Origin of the sequence: Roseivirga echinicomitans (genome assembly GCF_001592935.1) — a bacterium.
Lineage (GTDB): Bacteria > Bacteroidota > Bacteroidia > Cytophagales > Cyclobacteriaceae > Roseivirga > Roseivirga echinicomitans.
The window spans coordinates 139,054-162,312 of sequence record NZ_LRDB01000050.1 but is presented as its reverse complement, the minus strand read 5'-3'; the positions used below and the strand labels follow the sequence as shown (position 1 = coordinate 162,312).

Genomic DNA, 23,259 nt, shown 5'->3' with positions numbered 1-23,259 from the left:
CTTACTTCAACAACAAACTCACTGCTCGATAAGCAGAGCCAACAGCGCCTTCCATATAACCTGGATTCGATGGTGAGGTCTCTGCTCCCGCAAAGAACAAGTGGTCATCAAAATGCGATTGCAGGTAAAAGGAATGGCCATTGTTTTGATGAGGCATCAAGTCTTTGTTGACATTTCTATTTTGCTCGTCTACAAAATAGTTACTCCATAAAAAATCATCATAGCCCAAGATATGGGCTTCATCAATACCAAATAATTCTTTCAACTCCTGAATGATGACTTGCTTTCTCATTTCAAAATCGGTGCTCAATTCTCCGGTTGGCTGTATGAAACCTAGAAGTCCAAAGGATTGCCCATCGCTTGAAGTATGGTCTTGCGCCTCTCGGATGAGGCCATAGTTTGAATACACAAAACCTGAGAGGTTATTGTTTCTCCAATAGTCTCGGCCCAATAGCACCGTAAACTTGGCAGAGTCCCCCATCCATGTATGCGTGCTGTGCATAAGTTGAGCATTATGGAGTTTTGGGCTGATGCTTATTTGATTCGCTATTACTTTTGGTGGGACAGTGATAATCACTTTTGCCGCCTCCATGATGGATCCATCCTCCATGGTCAAGGTGATGCCCTCATTTTGATAGACCAATGACTTTACTTTCTTGTTGAGCAGAATACGATCAGCATCAAGTTGATCCGCCAATGCTTGAATAATGGCCCCCGTACCGCCTGTGATCTTATGATAGATGGCTCCGCTCATTAAGGCATCAGTCGGGCTCCTTTGAGTGGCCATAGAAGGTTCATATTTGATCAGCGCATCTCCTTTCAAATACTGCGTATAAAGCTCTAGCCCCAACTCAGCAATCAATTGTTTAAGCAGTGCATCTTGGAATACCCAAGTGGCGCCAAGTTCAAATAAGCGACCCTTATCTGTTTTGGTATAGATCCTCCCCCCTAGTCTATTGTTCGATTCGAGGATCAATGCCTTTACGCCTTGCTTTTTGAGAGCGTAGGCTGCGGTAAGCCCAGCAATTCCACCTCCAATAATGATCACCTCTTCCTTCATGTATCGTCTGTTCGTGCTGCAAAATAGACAACCCTATAGTATTACATTGCATCCCCTGTGACATTTTGGAACAAGCCCAATGTTTCATCAGTAGTTTCGGAATATGATATGTCTAAAGTAAACAGCATAGGGTTACGTATTTAACAGAGGGAATAATTATTTTTCCTGTAAGGAATCACATTTATGGCCGTCTATTAGATAGCATTAGAATTCAGTGAATACTTTTTTTACCTTATGCCCATAACAGTTTTAGTAATAAATTGGTCATGCCATCTACTTAAAGATGTAATATTTCCTCTGTTAAAAAATCAACCCACTAGTAATCAAAAAACATGAACCCAACCGAAAAGGGAAGCCGAATCCTGCATGATGGCACATTAAATAAATCGACAGCTTTTACCAAAGAAGAGCGAGAAGCTTTGGGCTTGCGAGGACTATTGCCTTATGCTGTCTCCACGCAAGCAATGCAGGTGGATCGTGTAATGGGTAATGTGAGGCGAAAGACTTTTGACATTGAGAAGTATGTGTTACTCAACGCACTTCAAGATCGTACTGAGCGGTTGTTTTATAAAACGGTAATTCAGCATATTGAGGAATTGATGCCCATCATCTACACCCCCACGGTGGGACAGGCTTGCCGGGAATTTTCTCACATTTTCAGGCAGTCAAAAGGGTTATACATTACGTCTGAGGACAAAGGTGAAATCAATAAAATTTTGGACAATTGGCCGCAAACAGACATCCGTGTGATCGTGATTACTGACGGGCAACGGATTCTTGGCTTGGGCGACCTTGGAGCGAACGGCATGGGGATTCCTATTGGTAAATTGGCCCTGTACACTGCCTGTGCAGGCATTCACCCTCATCAATGTTTGCCGGTCATGTTAGATGTGGGTACTGGCAACAAAGACTTATTGAATGATCCGCTTTATTTAGGATACCCTCATCCACGGCTGGAAGGCGAAGCATATTTCGATTTGGTGGAAGAGTTTGTGATGACGGTGCAGGATAAATACCCCAATGTCCTGATACAGTTCGAGGATTTTTTAACACCTAATGCCTACGCGCTGTTAAGGAAATACAGAGACAGGGTGCTGTGCTTCAATGATGATATTCAGGGAACGGCCTCTGTGGCACTGGCCGGAGTGTATGCTTCAAGCAGAATTACCGGGCGAAACTTCGCTGACTTGAAAATCATGTTTTTAGGGGCTGGGTCGGCAGCCACAGGAATAGCCGACTTGATGGTTTCCGCATTTCAGGAAGCTGGGCTGACTCAGGAAGAAGCGCATAGCAGGCTTTGTTTTGTGGACATTAACGGATTGGTGGTTTCTTCAAGAAATGACCTGATGGAACATAACCTTCCTTATGCGCATGATTTTGAACAAATGGATTTGATCCAAGCGATTGACAGCCTTAAGCCACACGTGCTTATTGGCGCTACCGGAGCGCCTGGTACTTTTAATCAAGAAGTGATCGAGCACATGAGTGCCAATAATGATAGGCCTGTAATTTTTGCGCTTTCCAACCCTACGGACCGCGCTGAATGCACGGCTGAAGAGGCTTACAAATGGAGTAATGGAAAAGCCGTATTTGCAAGCGGAAGCCCATTTGCCAGGGTTGACTTTAATGGCTATAATTTTAAACCAGGACAAGGAAATAACGCCTATATCTTCCCAGGAATTGGTTTGGGAGCGGTGGCTTGTTGTGCCAGTAAAATTACCGATCCTTTATTTCTGACGGCTGCCAAAACGCTCTCCGAATTTGTGAGTGAGCAGGATATTTTGGAAGGTTCTCTTTATCCTCCCTTAAAAGACATTAGAGAAGTATCCCTTCAAATTGCGGTGGCCGTGGCAGAGAAAGCTTACGACTTTGGCCTTGCCGGAAACGAGCGGCCTGATAATTTGAAACAGTCTATTAGTGACTATATGTATGATCCTAAATATTAAACGGATTTAGAATAGGAAACTCGTTCAAAACAGCCAATACAGAGATGTTTTAACCCGAATTTCTATCTCTTTTTTTTCACCACTTGACGAAGGTTTTTAATAGTTTGACCATATTTCTTTTGCGCGTATTCCTCAATTACATTAACTCGATAGTGAGGGCCAGAAGTATTTATGATATGTTTTTTTCGTGCGATAGAAGCTTGATCTGCCGAATTATAATCAGGCGTTAATCGACCGTGTGTCTCACAATAAACGTAGTATTTTGCCATGGTTATTTTATTTTAGTTTTAAATTGAAAGGTATAGTAGTCTGAATTCCAATTACATTTCTGTTGAACAGACTATCTTCTTCCCCTTCTTTGAAAATATCATTTAAGCCAATAAACAACTCAAAATTGATAACTGACGTGTAATCATCTTGTGACAGAGCTGCAAATAAAACTCCTGCTCTGAGAGAAGTAACCGTTTTTTTATCGATAATATCTATTTGGGTTCGTAAATGGATACCAAAAGTGTCTTTACCACCTACGAAACGGTAATGATCTAGGGACAATTGACCAGAAATAACCTCATCATTAAAAAAACCAGAAAAGGCTTTCTGTGAAGAAACAGATGCTGTATTGCTTGTAAGTGAGTCCGTACTTTCAATTGTCAACTCTTTCAGTGTACCCAAATTGTTTCCAAAACTTATTTTAGCAGCAATCGTGGAGTATGATATATTCCTTCTTTTTGCAGAACCAGAAATTAGCTTATTTACATATCTTGTTAGTGAAAGGTTGATCGTGGGGATTAAGTCACGTTCACTCTTCACCGCATTAAGAGAATCCAGTAATTTGAAACTATTATTCTCCAAGCCAAAACCACCCCCAAACCATGTAAGCGCTACTTCTTTAGCACGAATATTTTTAAATTTATCTAAATTTTTAATTTTGTTCTCTTCATAAGTATAATTTACATCTCCAAAATCCCATGCACTCTGGTGATATTCTAATTTTTCTTCCGCTACCGTGAACTCATACTTAGCTATTTTTAATTTTCGTTCGGTATCAATTATTTGGTATTCATCAAAAGTGTTGGCTCTGATTTGTTTGTTGATGGTTTTTAAAGAGTCTTTTGTGACTTTTAACGATTGCTTCATTATGTACAATGGCTTCAAGGTCAAAAGGCTGTCTATCGCAAATTGCTGACGTGCTGCATTGCGGTTAGGGTTATTGTCACGAACTTGCTGCAATTGCCTGACGGTTTGATTGACTTGTGTTTTTATTGTATTAATATTCGATTCAAGGGTCGTCAATTCTATTTCGATCAAACTCCTTTTATAATTAAGATCTACGTAAACTATAGAATCGATATAAGTCTTACGACCACCAGCCAACAACTGGGATCTGACCGTTTGTAGTCTTTTGGACAAAGCTTCTAATTTCTGAATTTCTGCCTTCTTTTTATCCAACTCATCATTGACCTTTTTCTTATGATCAGTCAACTTATACAGTTCAAAAGCATGAGTAAGCTCATGGTCTTTCTTCTGTAGGCTTTTCACCTCGTCAAAAACAATACTTATATGTTTATGCCCGAACATACGATAGAAATTGAAGCCAATGTTAGTGCCACTATTAAGCTCGCTATTTGAGAAGATATTGGTGATTCCGTCAGTTACTCCACCACCACCTTTGATTTGAAGTACATTTTCTTTCCTAACCAAACTATAGGCGAAAGACAAGTTATTGTCTTTCGTGCTTAAACCAACATAGTTACCAATTGTACCATTTGTGTTGGTTTTTATGATTCTAGAAAATTCCTGCCTTAGCACATGATTTAATCTCAGATAACCTGTGGTGTCTTTCACAACCTTATCTAAAGTAAGATAATAATCCACTTCCTTATTATCTTGAGATAGTGCTTGAAATGCTATACTATTAAAGACCAAAAAGCAAATAATTAACTTATTCATAGCGATGGATTTTTTCTTTTAAGTGAATAGAAATAACAAGCTATACCGTTGACTAAACATTGCATTCAATTCTATGTCATGTCCTATAGCAGAGATAATTTCACTTATTCAGCGATACTTTCAACCCTAACGAGATTATCGATTTCTCTTACTTATTGAGATAAATTTCGTATAATCATATTCTAGAATCAATACTCAGAATTGAGTATTTTATTGATTTAATAAATTGATAATCAGACTATTATGTGATTGATATTTTGGGGTTTTTGAGATAGGTTACTCCAACCTGATATTTAGACTTGATTGTAAGGTAAAGACGTTCTCCTTAGTTAAAAGTGAGATGTAACCTTAGCAATGGCTTGAATGGAATTACCATAATTGTATCCGCTATTCAACGTGCAGCCTCCATTAGTATGAACACCTACAATTTTTTCAGTCTCGGCCCATAAAATTGGCGCACCAGAGGATGCTCCAAGTGTATCTATGCTATCATAGTAGAGTCTAATGCCATCGGTGCTATGAAGTGGACCTGCTTCAATTTTTTTCGGGCTTCCTTTTGGGTGCTGGATAACACACAGCATCTCACCGGGTGAAACAAAGTTTGATAATGCTAAAGACAGTTTAGGATACTTATCACCTGGGGATTCACCCTTGCTATTTTTACCAAGTCTGACTATAGCGAAATCAATTGGTTCAATTTGATAATCGACCAGTTCCAATACAGGAAAAGTATCAACTGGGAGTATTGTATTCGTATGCTTGGCAAACTGATAGTTAAAATTAACCTGCATCAGTTTGGCCAGCTCTGTTTCTGGTAATACGCTCCCATTTTCTGAAGGTCTAGTCCAAATACCCATCGTTTGATGAAAACAATGACCGGCTGTTAGAAAAAGATCTGAGGAAATCAGCGCCCCACTCCCCCAACTCAAACCTTGGACATTTCCCTGACTCCGACTAGGGCCTCTGAAGTCTCGATATATAAATGGAGACCATTGTAACTGACCAATGCTGGGACTAAGTTTCTTTACAAAATCTTGGGTAACTCCAAGTGTACCATCATAACGCTCCACATGTTGGGCTTCATTTGAATCACCACATACCGACCTTATAGCAACGTTTTCTATCAAAGAATCAAGTATTTCTAGTTCTCTATGCACTTTAAATCTGAGGTCTTTCAGTTTTGAAAGGTCTTCTGACTTGGTGCTTTTTAGTTCCTTATTAACCTCTGGACTATTTGGTAAGGATATAGGTTTCATTTTGATAGATTTTGAACTAATTAGTTGAAGTCATACTTTTTCTCAATAGCATACCTCAGTAATTCACCATTTCCTTTTAAACCAAGGATTCGAACCATATTTCTCCTATGTGTCTCTACGGTAAACACTCCAATAAAAAGCATATCCGCTATTTCTCTCGATGTGAGCCCCTGGGCAACAAGGTTTAATATCTCCTTTTGCCGATTGGTTAAGACCCCCTTTTTAGTTTTGGTATCCATACCTTTCTCAGGGCCTACTTGAATATTGGCATCGAAATACTTTTCGCCTCTGTAGACAGCTTTGATAGCCTCTATGACTTCTTTGAGTGAAGATTTTTTTAAAACATATCCGCTTGCACCAGCATCTAACATTTGTTGAACAGCTTCATTCTGATCGAACATAGTGAAAGCCAAAACCCTAATTTCCGGGAACTCTTTTTTGATCATTGAAGTGACGACAATGCCATCAATCTTTGGCATTCTTATGTCGGTGATTACTACGTCAGGCCGCTTTAATTTTATAATATTGAGAAGTGCTTCTCCATCGTTAGCCGTTCCAACAACGGAAATCTCCTTTATCCGCTCAAGTTGAAGTTTAAGACCATCAATAAGCGACTGATGATCTTCTGCAATTGCTACTCTTATCATCATAATGGTATTTCAATTATTATGGTAGTACCCTGTCCTAGTTCAGATTCTATATTCATTGTTCCATTCAGGGAGGTTACTCTTTTATCTATGCTCTTAATCCCCATACCTTCAGACTTTAGCGTAATCCCGTTGGAGTCGAACCCACCCCCATTATCCTCTACCATGATATTTAAATAGTCATGATGCTTAGTTAAATGGATAATGGCCTCAGTAGCGTTTGAATGTCTGATAACGTTGGTGACCAACTCCTGAATAATCCGAAAGAGCGAGAGTTCCATGCTGTTTTCTAGACGATCATCTAGCCCATGCTCATTGACACTTACTGCCAGATTATTTGCAACAGAGACCTTCCTGGCCATTTCTTTCACCGATTTAAGGAATCCCTCTTTTGCTATTACACCTGAGCTTTTGGCATGGGCAATAGCTCTTACCTTTTCGTAAGCTTCATTAATCAACAAATCGGTTTTATCGAATTGTTGACTTCGCTTGCTATTGTCTTCCCCTGTCAATGTGTGGAAATGAAGTTTAATAGAGGCCAGTAAGCCTCCTAGATCATCGTGTAACTCATTAGCAAGTCTCTGGCGTTCTTTTTCTTGGCCGGCAATCATGGAATCTATAGAGACCAATTCCTGCTCCTTAAGTAGACTGACAACCTTCTGACTTTCTAGATCTTTTTCCTTAACTGCTAAAAGCTGTTTACGCTTTGTATTCTTCTGAACAAGATAATAAGTGATTGAAATAAATACGATCACGAGTATTGAGCCCAATAACCAATTTCTTGTTGCTCTCACCTTTCCTTTTTCCTTTAAAAGAGCTAACTCTCTTTCGTTGGCTTGGTAACGCACATTGAGTAAGGCAATTTCAAGACTATTCAGCTCATAGTCCAGCTTGTTCTTAAGGTCCGTGAACCTTAATAAATTACTGTAGGCTTTTTTATAATCACCAACCTGATCATAAATTCTGGATACATAATAATGGATGTAATATTTAGATCGCGTAGTGTCTGCTAGATCAATATTCTCTGAGGCTTTATTAATGTAACTGAGCGCTTCATCAAAGGCTTCTCTATTCCTGTATATTTCTGAAAGCTTGATGTTCGACCTGAATAGAATAAATTTGAGAAAGGGCTCATCATGAATGGAAGCAATTGCCCTTTGATGAAGTCGTATGGCCTCTTCTGGATTAATAGATTCATAAAAAACCCCCTTCGAAGAATAGTAATTTGGCCAAAAACGATGATCAACCTTAAACGAGGTCATTACTTCATCAAATTCCTGAAAAAAGGACAGGTCAATGTTCACATTAAAAAAAATGTCTCGAAGGTTGATATGCAGTACATTCATTAGATAATGATACTTGTCTGCATTGTCGGATATCAGTTCTTTAAATTTTTTTACAAAGAGAACCTTATCATTATTTGACTGGGATATTTCAAAATTATAGACTTCCAGAATAGATAATAGAGCGTACTTCTCTGCTTCAGCGGAACCAATTTCTTGGGCTATATTATAGGCTTCATTAAAAAACCGGAAAGGCTTTTCACTATACGGATTTGTATATAAATGGTAATAACCCCGTCCTAAATAAGAAATTAACTGAACGGTCTTGTCTTCTGAAATAGAAGTGTCTTGAAAATAAATGTTTTTTTGACCTGCAGAATAGAGCACCTTGGCCAACTGTATCATTCCCTCTCTTAGCGATTGCTTTTCAACTCCCTTGGCTAACTCTTCTGCCTTCTCATAATTTAAGTTTTTGAGCTGTTGAAAGTAGGTTTCCATCTCATTTGGCTTGCCCGACACTGCAAACCCACAATACTCGCTAAGTATAATTACACAGAAAAATGCCAGAAGCCTAATCATTCTTAAATGATTCGATTGGTACCTCTCGGACATATAGTACCTGGAAACTCTTTGAATATCGCTACTTGATTAAATACGGACATAGGCTGAGGTGACCTATTAGAAAATAATCCATCAAGGTCTGGAAGACCTTCTCGATAGTAATACTCATTATCAAAAACACTTCCACTAAGAGCGACTTCCTCATGCATAGGTTTTACCGTTCTTTCAGCAATAAGTAATTCATTTTTGTTGAGCTTAACCCCTGAACAATTGAGTTGGAATTCGTCAGCCTCACAAAGACCCCTTACTTCAATATTTATAGCTTTTATAATATTTCCAGCTCCGTCTTTGAGATCAAAAATGCCCTTCACATCAGAAATTCCCAAGTTAATAATCCCCTTGTAATTAATGATTTTGAATTCAATTTTGTCAAGTGTGTATTCATCCTTTTCTATTGCCAAACAAGTGAATTTACCAAAAACACAAAAGAATGTTCCGTACAACTGACTGGCATAGATGGCTTGATAATCTTCTTGATTTGAAAGATTTATGTTTCCAATAAATTTCATGATGGTAATTGGTTAAATGTTATATCTAAAATAGGTGATTACCTTGTAAAGAAAAAATACTCAGTTGTTGGTATTTCGACAGAATGATACAGGAAATTATAGATAAGAATCAAAAAGTTGTCAATTTGTAAATTCGTCATTCCCTTTGATCTAAAAATGCCAAAAGAATGCAGCATTGCTTCCCCCACAAAAAAAGCCAACCCTCCTAAAGAAAGATTGGCTTAATCGTATCTGAAGTTGAAACCCCTACTCTACTTGCAAAGTCTCTGCTGGGTTGGTTCTGGCGGCTCTAAAGGAAATATAGCCTACGGTCAGCATGGTGAGCAGCAGGGTGATAAGAAGACCAAAGGCAAAGATTTCCCAACTTAAAGGGATTCTGTACACATAATTGGCCAGCCAAAGGTCCATTGAGAAATAAGCCAATGGTGCACTGATTAAGAAAGCGACAAAGGTCAGTATAAAGAATCGATTGGAGAAGCTGAACAGAATCTGTCCGAAAGAAGCGCCCAATACCTTTCTGATCCCAATCTCTTTCTTGCGTTTGACAGACATAAAAGAAACCAAGCCGTACAGCCCCAAACAGCCTATACAAATGGCCACCAATGAAAAGATTCGGATGCTTTTCGCCATAATGTCTTCCACTAAATAGCTCTCTGTGATAAAATCGTCCACCGTTTGAAACTGGAGTGTGCGGGTAGGAAATACTTCAGCCCAGATGCCTTCTAGCTTGTCGAGTGCTGGACCAAGGTTAGCTGTAGCAATCTTGAGGTCCGCTCCGCTCACGTTATGGTGCCAAGGAAACAAAATCATGGGTGAGATTTCTTGGTCCAGCTTATCGGCATGAAAGTCTTTGGTGACCCCAACAATCACGGCACGCACTCCATAACAGAGAATTTGTTTGCCGATGGCCTCTTCAGGGCTATTGACTTCCAGTTGTTTTACAAAGGCTTCGTTAACGATAAATGCGTCTATGGTGTCATTGTATTCGCTTTCTCTAAAGTCTCTACCGGCAATCAACTCAATATTATAAGTACTCAAATAGCGATGATCCACAAATTTGTTTCGGGTTTTCATATCCCCCTTGTCCTCATGCCCTACTTCCTTAAATGAGGTGGAATATCGGCCTGCATCCATCGGTGGCCCTGACGAAAAACTATAAGAAATTACCTCTGGCATTGCCTCAATGGCCCGGATCAGGCGATCCGTTTTTTGTCGGTCTTGATTGTAAGTATTGATGGTGATCATTTCCTCCTTATCAAAACCAAGGTCTTTGTTAATGAAGTAGTCCATTTGCACCGACACCACAATGGTACCGATAATCATGAGTTGGGTAATTGTAAACTGGGTAACCACGAGCACCTGACGCAGGTTGAAGCCAGATTTACTTCTGGTAAGTGCCGAAAAGCCACTTCTCAGTGATTCCGAGGGATCGAAAGAAGAAAGCTTAAGTGCGGGATAAAGCCCTGCCACCAAACTCACCAATAAAATTAGCCCTACACCAAAGAGTAATACGGAAGCGTCAATTTGCATGTTCATACCTACAATGCTCAGCAGGTCGTTCCAGCCATTGAGCGCCAGCTCCGTAATCCATATAGCGAAAACGAATGAAATGGTCGTCAGCAGCACGGTTTCTACCAAAAACTGAAAGATCAATTGTAAGCGAGTACCGCCCAATACCTTTCTAATGCCTACTTCCTTCGAGCGGGTCATCACCTGAACTGTTTGAATATTGATAAAATTGATGCAGGCAGAAAGCATGATAAATAAACCAATGGCGGTAAAACCAATAGTAAGCGATGAGTCGTTGGTGTAGTTGCCCGCAAAACCCCATTTGGGCTCATTATGAATGTCGATCAGATTGATCAGGCTGTAACTTGTAGAACTTGCCGCTTCTTCAGATCTATGCTTCTTGACCATTTCAGGAAAACGCTTCTCAAAACTTTCAGGCGTCTGCCCTTCTTTCAATACCACGAAGGTCAATCCGGAAGATATATTCCCCCAATTGTCCCTGTCCCAGTCATTCACCTGATAGTAAATCTCTGATGATGCAAGGAGCTGAAAAGGAATGCTGCTATTGCTGGGCGGGGTTTCGATGACGCCTGTGATAAACACACGCAGGGAATCATATAAACTTATTTCTTTCCCCAATAAGGCGGCCTCTTTACCAATAAAATCTGGATAGTATTTCTCCACCATTTTTTCAGACAACACAATGGCATTACGCGTATCTAATGCGGTTCTTTTATTTCCTACAATGAAGTCATAGTCGAAATGCTTTAAAAATGAACTGTCAGCCAAAATGAGGTTATTCTGTTCTTCAAATACCTTTTCGTTGGACGCACCTGGATTGACCGCCAACAATGCATTTTGACGACCGTGGACCTGTATGAGCCCTTCCAACTCCGGGTAGTCGTTGCGCATCACTTTGATCAACATGGATTGAGTATTACCGCTATTTATTGTCCTATTGGGATATTCCATCGTGGTGTTGACCCGGTAAATTCGGTCCGCTTTTGGCTGATGGATATCGAAGCTGTTTTCATAACGGTTCTGAACGAATAAAAATAGAATGCTGCTCAGCCCGAGCGTTAATGCTAAAACATTAATGGCAGAAGTGACTCTGTTTTTCCAGAGGTTGCGGAGGATAGAAAGGATAAAAGTCTTGGTCATAAGTTCTTCAGATTTGATAAGGCTATAGCCAATAAAGCTGCCATGAAGTATAACTTACTGATATGATGATCTTTAACATTGATTAATAGTGGTTTAGCTTCAAAAGTGATCGAATAGGTACAGTCAACTGTTCCAACCTAGAACAGTAAATTACTATATTTATCCGTGGAAATACTTGCCGTAGATGACGATCCCCTATTACTTCATACCATTAGCATGGTGTTGGAAGAACCTTTTGGCGAGATTCAAACCCTTGAGCATCCCGGTTTAGCGCTCTCTTTGCTCGACCATACCGACATCAAAGTAATCCTTCTCGACCTTAATTTTGCCATTGGCGATTCCGATGGTGCTGAGGGTTTGGCCTGGATTAAGAAGATTAAAGAGGCAAAACCGAATGTTTCAATAATAGTGCTCACAGCCCATGGCTTTCTAGATGTCGCAGTAAAAGCCTTGAAGCAAGGCGCCACCGATTTCTTAGAGAAACCTTTTGCCAATGAAAAGCTCGTAGCCACCGTACAAGCGGCCTTGAACTTGGCCAATTCTCAGCAAGCATTAGCAGATGTAAGCTCCAATCGAGACCTATTGATTCATCAAGCCAATCGCTTGAGCAGTATGGTCGTGGGGAAATCTAAAGGCATGGAGCAGGTAATGAATATGGTATCGAAAGTGGCCCATACCGATGCTTCGATCCTCATTACAGGCGCGCACGGCACCGGAAAAGAAGTATTGGCCAGGCTGATTCATCAGCAATCAGCCAGAGCAGCACAGCCATTCGTCAATGTAGATTTGAGCGCAATTACCTCAAGCTTATTCGAATCCACGCTATTCGGTCATGTCAAAGGGGCTTTCACCGATGCCAGCGAGGACAAAGCGGGAATGATGGAAGGCGCCAATTTGGGTACCTTATTGTTAGATGAAATCAGCAGCCTCTCTCTCGACTTACAATCAAAACTACTCGCTGCGCTGCAAAACAGAGAAGTGAACCGCGTGGGTGAACATCGGCCCAGGGCAATAGATGTACGCTTGATCAGTACTTCACATAAACCCATGGAAATGCTAAGCGATGCTTCGCAATTCCGCCAAGACCTATTGTTCCGAATTAATACAGTCCATATTGAAATTCCTCCTTTAAGAAATAGACAAGAGGATATTAAACCACTTACAGAGCACTTTTTGGCCCAGTTCAATCGGAAATACGCCAAGGCTTTCGACCTGACCAAAAAGCAAGTCAGGGAGCTTGAAGATTACCATTGGCCGGGCAATGTGAGGGAGCTCAAAAACAACATTGAGCGGATGGTGATCATGGACAATGATGATGTGTTCGATGGAACTGACAAGACACAAGTCCAAGCCGACAACCTCTATGAATTAGAGAAGCGCAAGATTGAGGAGATCATGGAACGTCACGCTGGAAATATCAGTCGTGCCGCGGCTGAATTGGGCATTGGGAGAAACACGCTATATCGCAAAATGAAGAAGTATGATCTTTAATAAAGGCTTCCTCCATATTCTCATTCGGGTACTGCTGATCATCGCCTTGGCCATTGGTTTGGTCTACTCCTATTTAGAAACTGACCTTTCCGTTACGCCCATTATGTTTGGCTTGTTGATGTTCATTGTGACCATAGAGCTCACTTGGCGTTTACAAAAACAAGAACGCAACTGGGCAAACTTCCTGCATTCCGTAAAATATGGCGACTTCAATCGCACTTATCAAAATCAAACCGATTCTAAGGAACTAAGAGCCGCATACGACCTGATTACGCAAAGCATGGAGACGCTTCAGACCAATAAGGCCGCTGAGTTTCGATTGCTACAGCTGGTGCTCAAGCATGTCTCCATAGCCGTATTATGCTATAAGGAAGATGGAGAGGTGATCTTCACCAATAAATCCTTTGATACCCTGCTCGACATTCCTGGGCTGATTCATATCGATCGATTGCAAAAAGACTATCCTAAGATTTACCAGGTGATTGGTAAGAAAGATGGAACACCTTCCGAGTGGATTGATCATGCGAATGGTCAGAAGCTTTTTGTGAAAACGGAGTCCTTTAAGCTGAAAGGGAAAGCACATAGGCTGGTTTCATTAACAGACATTCGAAGTTCGTTAGATGCCAAAGAACTTGACAGTTACCAAAAGCTGATGCGCGTGATGACGCATGAGATCATGAATTCTACTACTCCTATCCTATCCTTGATCAAAGTCGTGAACAAGAAGCTGATCAAAGGTTCGGAGCTGGTGGCCTTAGATACGAAAGATCAGAAAAACGTATCCATTAGCTTGAATGCCATTGAAGAACGTACTGCCGGGATGCTAAAGTTTGTGGAAGCCTATAAGCAAATCAATCGCCCGATTCAACCTCACATTGAGACAGTTGAGAGTTCAGACTTAATCAATTCAATTACCTCATTAATGACGCATGAAACACCTGTTGAGCTAATAGTGAATGACGAGGTAAAAGGCGTGCTAACACTCGATCGCGTATTGATCAGTCAAGTGTTGATCAACCTCGTTAAAAATGCGGTAGATGCCTTGAAAGGAGTTGAGAACCCACAATTAGTGATTTCTGTAAGCAGCAACAACAATATGCTATCCATAGCAGTAGAAGACAATGGGCCTGGTGTGGCGGTTCATGCCATTCAAGAAATCTTTGTTCCCTTTTATACCACCAAAATAGAAGGCTCTGGAATAGGTCTCGCTTTATCTAGAAAGATTGTCAGAGCGCATGGCGGTGTATTGGAATACAGCCGAGTAAATGAGGTGACAAGGTTTACGGTGAGTTTACCCATGTAAGCGAAAGCTAGAATGCTATCTAATCTATTGTTATCCTTCTAAACTTTTCGGCACAGCCCTCATCGCATGGGCTCGGATCTGGAGATAAGATGATGAAATTCCCTTCAGATTCAATTTTATAAGTGTGGTTAAACTGTTGATCGGGACAATTAAAGTCGATGGTTAAACGGCCAGCATTAAATTGATAGGTGCCATCACACTCAAATTGGTCTGTAATTACAACATTGTCTTCTGAGAAGGTGTAAGTGTAGCCATTTGTTACCGAAGACCATTGACCAGGCCCACCACTGCTTGTATACCTTTCCACCAATTGCCATGTTCCTTTGATGTTGTTAGAGTCGGTAAATGGGGCGTCAATATCATTTTTTCCGCATGAGCCGAGCAACAGTGTTAGTGATAGAAAAGTCAACAAAAGAGGAAACCTTAGGTTCATGATATTCTGCTAATTAATAATGCTAAATAAATATATTCAGAATTCGATGAGAGTTTATCTCAAGAAGGAATATTTTTTTGTGGTCAATTGGTCTGCCTGGCCACTGTGAGTAGTCTGACGAGTGGACTTTTATCCTGAGTTATTAATCAGTGAAACATGATGTCTTGATTCATTAATTTATTCCATTACCTTTGTTAACCATTTGGTTAAACCAAACAGTCAACAATGGCAAAAACGAAAAACGAGAATACAGAACAGCAGATTTTAGAGGCCGCTAAAAAGGTCTTTCAACTCAAGGGAATGGATGGCGCTAGAATGCAAGAGATTGCAGATGAGGCCGGTATTAACAAAGCCATGCTTCATTATTATTACAGAAGCAAGCAACTACTCTTTGAAGCTGTTTTCTCTCATGCCTTTGCTATGATGGCGCCTCAACTGAATCAGATCTTAAACGATGATTCTTCTATAGAGGAAAAAATCAGGCATTTCACACATGACCACCTGAGCTTCATCATGGAGCATCCCTACCTTCCGAAATTCATCATTCAAGAGCTCAATAGAAACCCGGACTTTGTTACGAATATGAAAACCAAAACTGGTTTTCCTAGTATTGAGAAATTCAAAATACAGGTAGCGGCTGAAGTGAAGCAGGGCATTCTTAAACCCATTGCGGGAGAACAACTGTTCATCAATATTTTGGCACTGAACATCTTCCCTATCATCGCCAGCCCGATGATCAAAGCATTTATCCGTGCGGATGACGAAGGATATACACAGTTGCTCGAGTCTAGAAAAACAGAAGTAGCCAACTTTATTATCAATGCCATAAAAGCCTAGCTATGAAGAAAATAAGCATAATCGTGATGTTCCTTTTTCCCTTGCTATCGGATGCACAAGAGCAACTGAGCTTGGAGGAATGTTACAATTTGGTTGCAGTCAATTATCCTTTGGCGCTCCAAAACGAAAAATTGGCAAGACAGAATGCCATTGATTTAGAGGTCACCAATACGGGTAAATTGCCCCAATTTGAGCTGAATGCACAGGCTACTTATCAATCTGATGTGATTCAAGTGCCCCTTCCGGGTATCACTCCGCTCAATAAAGACCAATACCGCGCTACGGTTTCTGTCAATCAGTTGATTTACAATGGTGGAATGATTGACGCCACCCTCAATACCCAAACAGCCGCGCTGAACACCAAGAAGAAACAGATTGAGGTCAATCTATATGGTTTGAAAAAGCAGGTCAACCAGCTCTATTTCTCTGTGCTACTGCTTCAGGAAAAGGCCGCTTTATTAAGCGCCAGACAAGAACAGCTGGAAGCCAAACTAAAAGAGGTGAAATCGGGAATTGAATACGGTGCCATTCTCCCCACTTCGGACAAGGTGATTGAGGCTGAATTAATCAAAATCAAGCAGCAACTCAGCGAAGTGGATTATAACCAAAGCAGTTTGTTCCAAAGCCTTTCTTCCCTTTTGGGCAAAAACATCAGTCCGAACACAAGACTTCAAAACTCAGAAATAAACGCCCCTTTTACTACTGAAATCAAACGACCAGAACTGGAGTTATTTCAACTTAAAAAGACGGAAATAGAAAGTAATCTGTCCTTAATGTCGAAACAGAACTCGCCTAAGGTATTTGGCTTTGCAACAGGAGGTTATGGAAATCCTGGACTGAACATGTTAGACAATTCCTTCCAAGCCTTTTATACTGTGGGCGTTAAGCTCAACTGGAACATTTTTGACTGGGATGTCAATACCAAAAAGCGTCAGTCGCTTTCCATCAATAAGGAAATCATTGACAATGAAACCAAAGTATTTGAGCTGAATACCCAGATAGAAATGGATCAGCTGCAATCTGAAATGGAAAAGCTGACAGGCTTTATCAGCTCAGATGATGAGATTATTGAATTACGTGACGAAGTACTTAAATCGGCCGATGCCCAATTGAGAAACGGAATCATTACCGCTTCCGCCTACATTACCGAATTGACCAACCTTTTCGAAGCCAAGAATACCCTGGCCATCCATAAGATCCAGCTCAAATTGCTGAAAGCGAACTACAACACCACCAAAGGACAATAGAACGATGAAACAGATACAAACAATCTCCATTTTAAGTCTCAGTCTCTTGACACTTTTCTCATGCACAGAGCAAAACGACAGGGCCGATGGTTATGGCAACTTTGAGGCCACGGAAACCACCATCTCTGCTGAGAGCAATGGCAAATTGATGGCCTTTAATGTGGAAGAAGGTCAGCAACTGACCCAAGGCAGCTTTATCGGTTATATAGACACCATTCCCTTGGCCCTAAAAAGGGAACAACTGGCCGTTTCTAAAGAACTGATTGCTTCAAAGTCTAGAGGGGTATTGTCACAAATTAATGTGTTGAATGCACAATTGGCGGCAGCGGAGGTCAATAAAGTGCGTGTTGAAAACCTGATCAGGGAAAATGCTGGTACGCAGAAGCAACTCGATGATATCAATGGGGAAATGGCGGTAATCAGACAGCAGACCAAGAGCATTGAAATTCAGAATGCACCTGTCATGACAGAACTCAAAAGCATCGATGTGCAGATCAAACAAATCAATGATCAAATCGAAAAAGGTAAAATCATTAATCCGATTGACGGAACGGTGCTGGTGAAATATGCGGAACCGAATGAGGTTACTGCCTTTGGAAAGCCATTGTATAAGATTGCCAATCTAAGTGTTTTGGAGTTAAGGGTTTATGTTAGTGAAACGCAGCTATCCAGTATCAAAATAGGTCAAGAAGTGGAAGTGAAAATCGATACCAACGAGGACATGGAATCTTTAACAGGCACCATCACTTGGGTGTCTTCGGAAGCAGAGTTCACCCCTAAGATTATTCAAACCAAAGAAGAGCGCGTGGCCTTGGTCTATGCGGTAAAAGTGAAGGTTAAAAACGATGGCCGATTAAAAATCGGAATGCCAGCCGAAATGTGGATTGCTTCAAATTAATACAGTGAGCATTACCATTTCCAACATATCCAAGTCTTACAAAAAGGTTAACGCCTTGACCGACATCTCTTTTGAGGTGAAGGAAGGCGAATTATTCGGTTTGATTGGGCCTGATGGTGCGGGCAAAACCACCCTATTCCGAATTTTGACCACACTCCTATTTGCTGACCAAGGCGATGCCACGGTAGCGGGTTATGATGTGGTCAAAGATTACAAACAGATCAGAAATAGTGTGGGCTATATGCCAGGCAAGTTCTCGCTGTATCAGGACATGACGGTCAAAGAAAACCTAAACTTCTTCGCGACCATTTTCGGAACGACAATCGAGGAAAACTACGAGCTGATTCGGGATATTTATGTTCAAATTGAACCTTTCAAAAAACGTAGGGCTGGCAAACTTTCAGGTGGAATGAAGCAAAAGCTCGCACTTTGCTGTGCTTTGATTCACAAACCTAAAGTGCTTTTTCTAGATGAACCTACCACAGGCGTTGATCCGGTATCCAGAAAAGAGTTTTGGGAAATGCTCAAGCGCCTTCAACAAAAAGGAATTACCATTTTGGTTTCTACGCCTTATATGGACGAGGCCGCGCTTTGCGATCGCATTGCTTTTATTCAAGAAGGAAAAATTCTAGAAATAGACACGCCACAAGCCATTGTAAAGCATTATCCAAAGCCACTGTACAATGTGAAGGCCAACAATATGTATGCGCTGATTCAAGGCCTTAAAGCCTATGAGCATCATTATAGCGTGTACCCTTTTGGAGAGTTTGTGCACTACACCGACAAAAGGACGGATTTCGACAGCAGTGACTTGAACGCCTTTCTCGAAAGTCAAGGTCTCAAGGACATTACCATTGAGCCCACCGCCCCGACTATTGAAGACACTTTTATGGAATTAGCTAAGTAGACGATTGATAAACATGCAAAGACGAATCATCCTTAATACCTCAATTTCACGCACACCGCTTTTCATTGCTCCATCGCTGAAGCTAGGGCGCAAGCGTTCTGAAGACAGTGTAGGAACTAATCGTTTAGCACCAAATTGTAAAAAGAATTAATGACCAACGAACTCGTCATACAAGCTGAAAACCTTACCAAAACCTTTGGTTCTTTTACCGCTGTAGATGCCATCAGCTTCTCAGTGCGGAAGGGTGAAATCTTTGGTTTCTTGGGCGCCAATGGTGCCGGAAAAACGACCGCCATGAAAATGCTCATCGGTATTTCGACCCCCAGTGCTGGCAAAGCCACAGTAGCCGGTTTTGACGTGTCTAGCGAAGCCGAGAAGATCAAAAAGAACATTGGGTACATGAGCCAGAAATTTGCGCTCTATGACGATCTCACAGTAAAACAGAACATCACCTTCTTTGGCGGCATCTATGGCTTGTCCAGGGCGCAGATCAAATTGAAAACTGCCGAATTGGTAGAAGAACTCGATTTGAAAGAAGTAGTGAACCAACTGGTAGGCGCATTGCCTTTGGGCTGGAAACAGAAGATTTCCTTTTCTGTATCACTTTTACACAACCCTAAAATCGTATTTCTAGATGAACCTACAGGCGGTGTGGATCCGATTACTAGACGTCAGTTTTGGGAAATGATTTACAAAGCCGCCAATAACGGTACCACCGTTTTCGTGACGACCCATTATATGGATGAAGCGGAATATTGCGACCGCGTGTCCATTATGGTCAATGGGAAGATTGAGGCTTTGGACAGCCCAAAAAACCTGAAAACGCAATTCGGAGTGGAAAATATGAATGATGTGTTTTTAAAACTGGCCAGAGGATGAAGCGCTTTATAGGATTTATCAAAAAGGAGTTTTACCACATTTTCAGGGACAAGCGTTCTTTGTTTATCCTTTTCGGAATGCCCATTGCCCAAATTCTGCTCTTTGGCTTTGCCATTACCAACGAGATCAACAATGTGGATATCGCGGTGTTGGACCATTCAAAGGATGTAACCACCCAAGAAATCATCAATAAGATTTCGGCTTCCAAATACTTCACCATAGAGACTTTTATAGAGCGCGAAGCAGACATTGAAGCCGTTTTCAAAAAAGGAAAAATCAAAGCCGTATTGAATTTTGAAAAGGATTTCGGCCAACATTTGATCACGGATGGTTTTGCTACGGTACAGATCATTACGGATGCTACAGACCCGAATACGGCCAATACCATCAGCAATTACACCAATGCCATTCTCCAGAATTATCAGCAAGAGATGAACAAGAATGTAAAGCTTGCTTATCAAATCGTTCCACAGACGCGCATGGTGTACAACCCAGAACTCAAGGGTGTATTTATGTTTGTGCCCGGGGTAATGACCATCATCCTGATGTTGGTTTCCGCCATGATGACTTCCATTTCTATTTCGCGCGAAAAGGAATTAGGCACTATGGAAATTCTGTTGGTATCGCCTTTAAAACCACTGCAAGTCATTATCGGAAAGGTAGTGCCCTATATCTTCCTTTCCATTATCAACGCCACCGTTATTGTGGTAATGAGCATTTTCATTTTCAGGGTACCCGTGAACGGAAGCCTGTTTTTACTGGCCTTAGAAAGCATCCTGTTTATTATCACTTCATTGTCCTTGGGTATTTTGATTTCCACGGCATCGGCCACCCAACAAACGGCCATGATGATTTCCCTGATGGGATTAATGCTGCCCACTATACTACTCTCAGGCTTTATTTTCCCGATTACTAGCATGCCTTTGCCCCTGCAAGTGATCAGTAATATTATCCCTGCCAAGTGGTTTATCATTATCCTGAAAGGGATTATGCTCAAAGGCGTGGGCATCAGTTTCCTATGGAAGGAAACGCTGGTGCTCTTGGGAATGACATTATTTTTGATTGGCCTAAGCGCGAAGAAATATAAAATCAGACTGGAATAATGAAGACGATCGGATATATCATTCAGAAGGAATTCAGGCAGATCTTTAGAAATAAAGCCATGCTTCCTATCATTTTCATTATGCCGCTTTTTCAGCTCATCATCCTTTCGAATGCGGCTACTTTTGATGTAAAAAACATCAAGTTCTCTTATATCGACCACGATCATAGTGCCATGTCTAGGGCTTTGATTGAGAAATTCAATACTTCCAGCTATTTCAATGTCATTACTGACTTTCCTTCTGCTGCTTTGGCCAATTCGGCCATGCTGAGTGGAGAAGTAGATGTGATTTTAGAAATCCCTCAACATTTTGAGCGCGACCTGGCCAAGGACAAATACGCACCACTGGGCATCACCATCAACGCCATTGACGGTGCGGCTGCGGGGATTGAGAATGTATATATCAGCCAGATTATACAAGGCTTTAACCGCAACATCAGACCGGAACTGATGCAGCAGGGCCAAGCCAGTAATTTGATGAAAAGCATCAATACCATTCCCCTGTTCTGGTACAATGAAACCCTCAACTATAAAACTTTTATGGTGCCCGGTATTTTGGTGCTGCTTGTAACGATGATTACCTTGTTTTTATCGGGAATGAACATTGTGCGCGAAAAAGAGATTGGCACGTTGGAACAAATCAATGTAACGCCCATTAAAAAGAGCCAGTTTATCATTGGCAAACTCTTTCCGTTTTGGGTGATTGGTTTGGCTCTGCTGAGCGTTGGGCTGATTATTGCCAAACTGATTTTTGATGTGCCTATGCTGGGCAGCTTGGTACTGATGTATGGCTACACCTCCGTTTATATCCTAGTCATTTTAGGCATTGGGCTGTTTATTTCCAATTTTACCGATACACAGCAACAGGCCATGTTTATCTCTTGGTTTTTCATTGTGATTTTCATTCTGATGAGCGGCCTCTTTACCCCTATTGAAAGTATGCCTAAATGGGCGCAAACGATTACCGATTTTAATCCCATCAAGTATTTTGTACAGGTCATGCGGATGGTCATGCTCAAAGGCTCCAGCCTTACTGACATTATGCCTCAGCTTTTAAAAACCCTTGCCTTTGCCGTGATTATGAATGGATTGGCCGTTTGGAGTTATAGGAAGACGAGTTAGGGAAAACAATTCTAGTAAATAAAATTATGCGTTCTTATTTGGAGTAGTAGGTTTACTTTCTCCTTTGACTTTTGGTGGCCGCTCCCCTCTGAGGTGAATGATCAGTCCATCTAAAAATTTTCTAAGGATTTGATCACCGGCATCCACATATTTGGGATGGTCTTCTGCCCTGAATAGGTCTCCAAGGGCACCTTTGGTGATTTCAAAGTCTACCAATTTCAAAATTTCCACGATGTTTTCATCACGGAGTTTATGAGCTACTCTTAGTTTTTTGAGGATATCGTTGTTCGTCAGCATATAGAGCCGAATTTAAGGGTTTTTATCTTCTAGTTAGCAAGCTTCAGCGTCATTCTGAGGGAATTCATTTGTGGGTACACAAAGTGAATGACCGCTAGAATCTGTAAATTATTATCACACCTTACCTCCAAACAGACAGACTCTTGCGGTTTCGCTTTTCAAGCGTCAACCTCAGAGTGACGTATATTTTTGTCTTGTTTGCGCTTCGGTAACAAATGTTACTCACTCTTAACTTAGAGATGTGTCTATTTACTGTAGGAAGCTTTCCCACTTTATGACACGATAAAAGACATGAAACAGAAAAACATATTTTTAGCCTTAGGCCTATTATTTACAGCCATGTTAGCAGCCGTGGGCTGTAATGGTAAAAGCAATGTTAGTACAGAAGAAGCTGAAAAGCCAACCGATCAACCTACTCAGGTAATGGCGAATATCGATGCCGCTAACTTGCTTACAACGGTATGTTATGCCTGTCACAACCCAAAAAGTGGCTCGCATGATGAAATGCTGGCTCCGCCCCTTGTCGGTATAAAGCAACAATACTTAAATGCTACTGAAGATCGTGCGGGTTTTGTAGAACGCATGGGGGCATTCGTCACTAACCCGAGTGAAGAGGCTGCATTGATGAAAGGGCCAATAGGTCGTTTTGGCTTAATGCCTAAACCACCAGTGACTGATGAGCAAATCAAGGCCATTGTTGCTTTTATTTATGATAATGAGCTTCCAGCCCCTGCTTGGTTTGCTGAGCATGAAGACGAAATGCACGGCACAGATAAGAATTGAAGAAATAGCTAACGAGTC

At 41.2% G+C, this 23,259-nt stretch carries 21 protein-coding genes; 11 read left to right on the top strand and 10 right to left on the bottom strand.

What is annotated here, in order from left to right:
* Nucleotide 1: 1 nt before the first annotated feature.
* The gene (locus tag AWN68_RS14880; RefSeq protein WP_068417328.1) at nt 2–1,060 is read right to left on the bottom strand and encodes a flavin monoamine oxidase family protein; all 1,059 of its coding nucleotides are present in this window, start codon (nt 1,058–1,060) and stop codon (nt 2–4) included.
* A gap of 332 nt (nt 1,061–1,392) precedes the next feature.
* Here AWN68_RS14880 and AWN68_RS14875 point away from each other — a divergent pair, with 332 nt between their 5' ends.
* Nucleotides 1,393–3,006 carry an NAD-dependent malic enzyme gene (locus tag AWN68_RS14875; RefSeq protein WP_068417327.1) on the top strand — a complete coding sequence of 538 codons (1,614 nt, stop codon included), beginning with the start codon at nt 1,393–1,395 and terminating at the stop codon, nt 3,004–3,006.
* A gap of 62 nt (nt 3,007–3,068) precedes the next feature.
* Here the strand turns inward: AWN68_RS14875 and AWN68_RS14870 are convergent, their stop codons facing one another.
* From AWN68_RS14870 to AWN68_RS14840, 7 genes are all read right to left on the bottom strand, one after another.
* Nucleotides 3,069–3,275, bottom strand: a complete 207-nt coding sequence (locus AWN68_RS14870; protein ID WP_068417325.1) for a hypothetical protein — start codon at nt 3,273–3,275, stop codon at nt 3,069–3,071.
* 7 nt (nt 3,276–3,282) lie between these two features.
* Entirely contained in the window at nt 3,283–4,956 is a 1,674-nt protein-coding gene (locus AWN68_RS14865) for an AAA family ATPase (protein WP_068417323.1), read from the bottom strand.
* A gap of 329 nt (nt 4,957–5,285) precedes the next feature.
* Nucleotides 5,286–6,212 carry a trypsin-like serine peptidase gene (locus AWN68_RS14860; RefSeq protein ID WP_068417321.1) on the bottom strand — a complete coding sequence of 309 codons (927 nt, stop codon included), beginning with the start codon at nt 6,210–6,212 and terminating at the stop codon, nt 5,286–5,288.
* Nucleotides 6,213–6,232: 20 nt separating this feature from the next.
* On the bottom strand, nt 6,233–6,862 hold the full coding sequence (locus AWN68_RS14855) for a response regulator (RefSeq protein WP_221405733.1): 630 nt from the start codon (nt 6,860–6,862) through the stop codon (nt 6,233–6,235).
* Entirely contained in the window at nt 6,859–8,721 is a 1,863-nt protein-coding gene (locus AWN68_RS14850; protein WP_068417315.1) for a tetratricopeptide repeat-containing sensor histidine kinase, read from the bottom strand. Before AWN68_RS14850 ends, AWN68_RS14855 begins: the two co-directional genes overlap by 4 nt.
* Nucleotides 8,722–8,723: 2 nt before the next feature.
* Nucleotides 8,724–9,272 carry a hypothetical protein gene (locus AWN68_RS14845; protein WP_068417312.1) on the bottom strand — a complete coding sequence of 183 codons (549 nt, stop codon included), beginning with the start codon at nt 9,270–9,272 and terminating at the stop codon, nt 8,724–8,726.
* Nucleotides 9,273–9,518: 246 nt separating this feature from the next.
* A complete protein-coding gene (locus tag AWN68_RS14840) occupies nt 9,519–11,942 on the bottom strand; it encodes an FtsX-like permease family protein (protein WP_068417306.1) in 2,424 nt (807 codons plus the stop codon).
* A gap of 165 nt (nt 11,943–12,107) precedes the next feature.
* Here AWN68_RS14840 and AWN68_RS14835 point away from each other — a divergent pair, with 165 nt between their 5' ends.
* Complete coding sequence (locus AWN68_RS14835; protein ID WP_068417304.1) at nt 12,108–13,433, top strand: sigma-54-dependent transcriptional regulator; 1,326 nt, start codon at nt 12,108–12,110, stop codon at nt 13,431–13,433.
* Nucleotides 13,423–14,736: a sensor histidine kinase gene (locus AWN68_RS14830; RefSeq protein WP_068417302.1), complete on the top strand. Its 1,314-nt coding sequence runs from the start codon at nt 13,423–13,425 to the stop codon at nt 14,734–14,736. Before AWN68_RS14835 ends, AWN68_RS14830 begins: the two co-directional genes overlap by 11 nt.
* Nucleotides 14,737–14,755: 19 nt before the next feature.
* Here AWN68_RS14830 and AWN68_RS14825 read toward each other — a convergent pair whose 3' ends face one another.
* Entirely contained in the window at nt 14,756–15,169 is a 414-nt protein-coding gene (locus tag AWN68_RS14825) for a lipocalin-like domain-containing protein (protein ID WP_068417299.1), read from the bottom strand.
* Between the two features lie 225 nt (nt 15,170–15,394).
* Between AWN68_RS14825 and AWN68_RS14820 the strand changes: the two genes are divergently transcribed.
* The 7 genes from AWN68_RS14820 (at nt 15,395) to AWN68_RS14790 (ending at nt 22,161) form a co-directional block, all read left to right on the top strand.
* Nucleotides 15,395–16,006 carry a TetR/AcrR family transcriptional regulator gene (locus AWN68_RS14820; RefSeq protein WP_068417296.1) on the top strand — a complete coding sequence of 204 codons (612 nt, stop codon included), beginning with the start codon at nt 15,395–15,397 and terminating at the stop codon, nt 16,004–16,006.
* A gap of 2 nt (nt 16,007–16,008) precedes the next feature.
* Entirely contained in the window at nt 16,009–17,253 is a 1,245-nt protein-coding gene (locus tag AWN68_RS14815; RefSeq protein ID WP_068417292.1) for a TolC family protein, read from the top strand.
* Nucleotides 17,254–17,257: 4 nt separating this feature from the next.
* The gene (locus AWN68_RS14810) at nt 17,258–18,151 is read left to right on the top strand and encodes an HlyD family secretion protein (RefSeq protein ID WP_068417289.1); all 894 of its coding nucleotides are present in this window, start codon (nt 17,258–17,260) and stop codon (nt 18,149–18,151) included.
* Nucleotides 18,152–18,155: 4 nt separating this feature from the next.
* Nucleotides 18,156–19,058 (top strand): ABC transporter ATP-binding protein, encoded by a 903-nt coding sequence (locus AWN68_RS14805; RefSeq protein WP_068418516.1) that lies wholly within the window; start codon nt 18,156–18,158, stop codon nt 19,056–19,058.
* A 150-nt stretch (nt 19,059–19,208) separates the two neighbouring features.
* Nucleotides 19,209–19,937, top strand: a complete 729-nt coding sequence (locus tag AWN68_RS14800; RefSeq protein ID WP_068417286.1) for an ABC transporter ATP-binding protein — start codon at nt 19,209–19,211, stop codon at nt 19,935–19,937.
* Nucleotides 19,934–21,040 carry an ABC transporter permease gene (locus AWN68_RS14795; protein WP_068417283.1) on the top strand — a complete coding sequence of 369 codons (1,107 nt, stop codon included), beginning with the start codon at nt 19,934–19,936 and terminating at the stop codon, nt 21,038–21,040. The genes AWN68_RS14800 and AWN68_RS14795 overlap by 4 nt, the downstream gene beginning before the upstream one ends.
* Nucleotides 21,040–22,161 (top strand): ABC transporter permease, encoded by a 1,122-nt coding sequence (locus AWN68_RS14790; protein ID WP_068417281.1) that lies wholly within the window; start codon nt 21,040–21,042, stop codon nt 22,159–22,161. The genes AWN68_RS14795 and AWN68_RS14790 overlap by 1 nt, the downstream gene beginning before the upstream one ends.
* 24 nt (nt 22,162–22,185) lie before the next feature.
* Here AWN68_RS14790 and AWN68_RS14785 read toward each other — a convergent pair whose 3' ends face one another.
* The gene (locus AWN68_RS14785; RefSeq protein WP_068417278.1) at nt 22,186–22,458 is read right to left on the bottom strand and encodes a DUF1456 family protein; all 273 of its coding nucleotides are present in this window, start codon (nt 22,456–22,458) and stop codon (nt 22,186–22,188) included.
* 291 nt (nt 22,459–22,749) lie between these two features.
* Between AWN68_RS14785 and AWN68_RS14780 the strand changes: the two genes are divergently transcribed.
* Entirely contained in the window at nt 22,750–23,241 is a 492-nt protein-coding gene (locus AWN68_RS14780; protein WP_068417275.1) for a c-type cytochrome, read from the top strand.
* Nucleotides 23,242–23,259 lie beyond the last annotated feature (18 nt).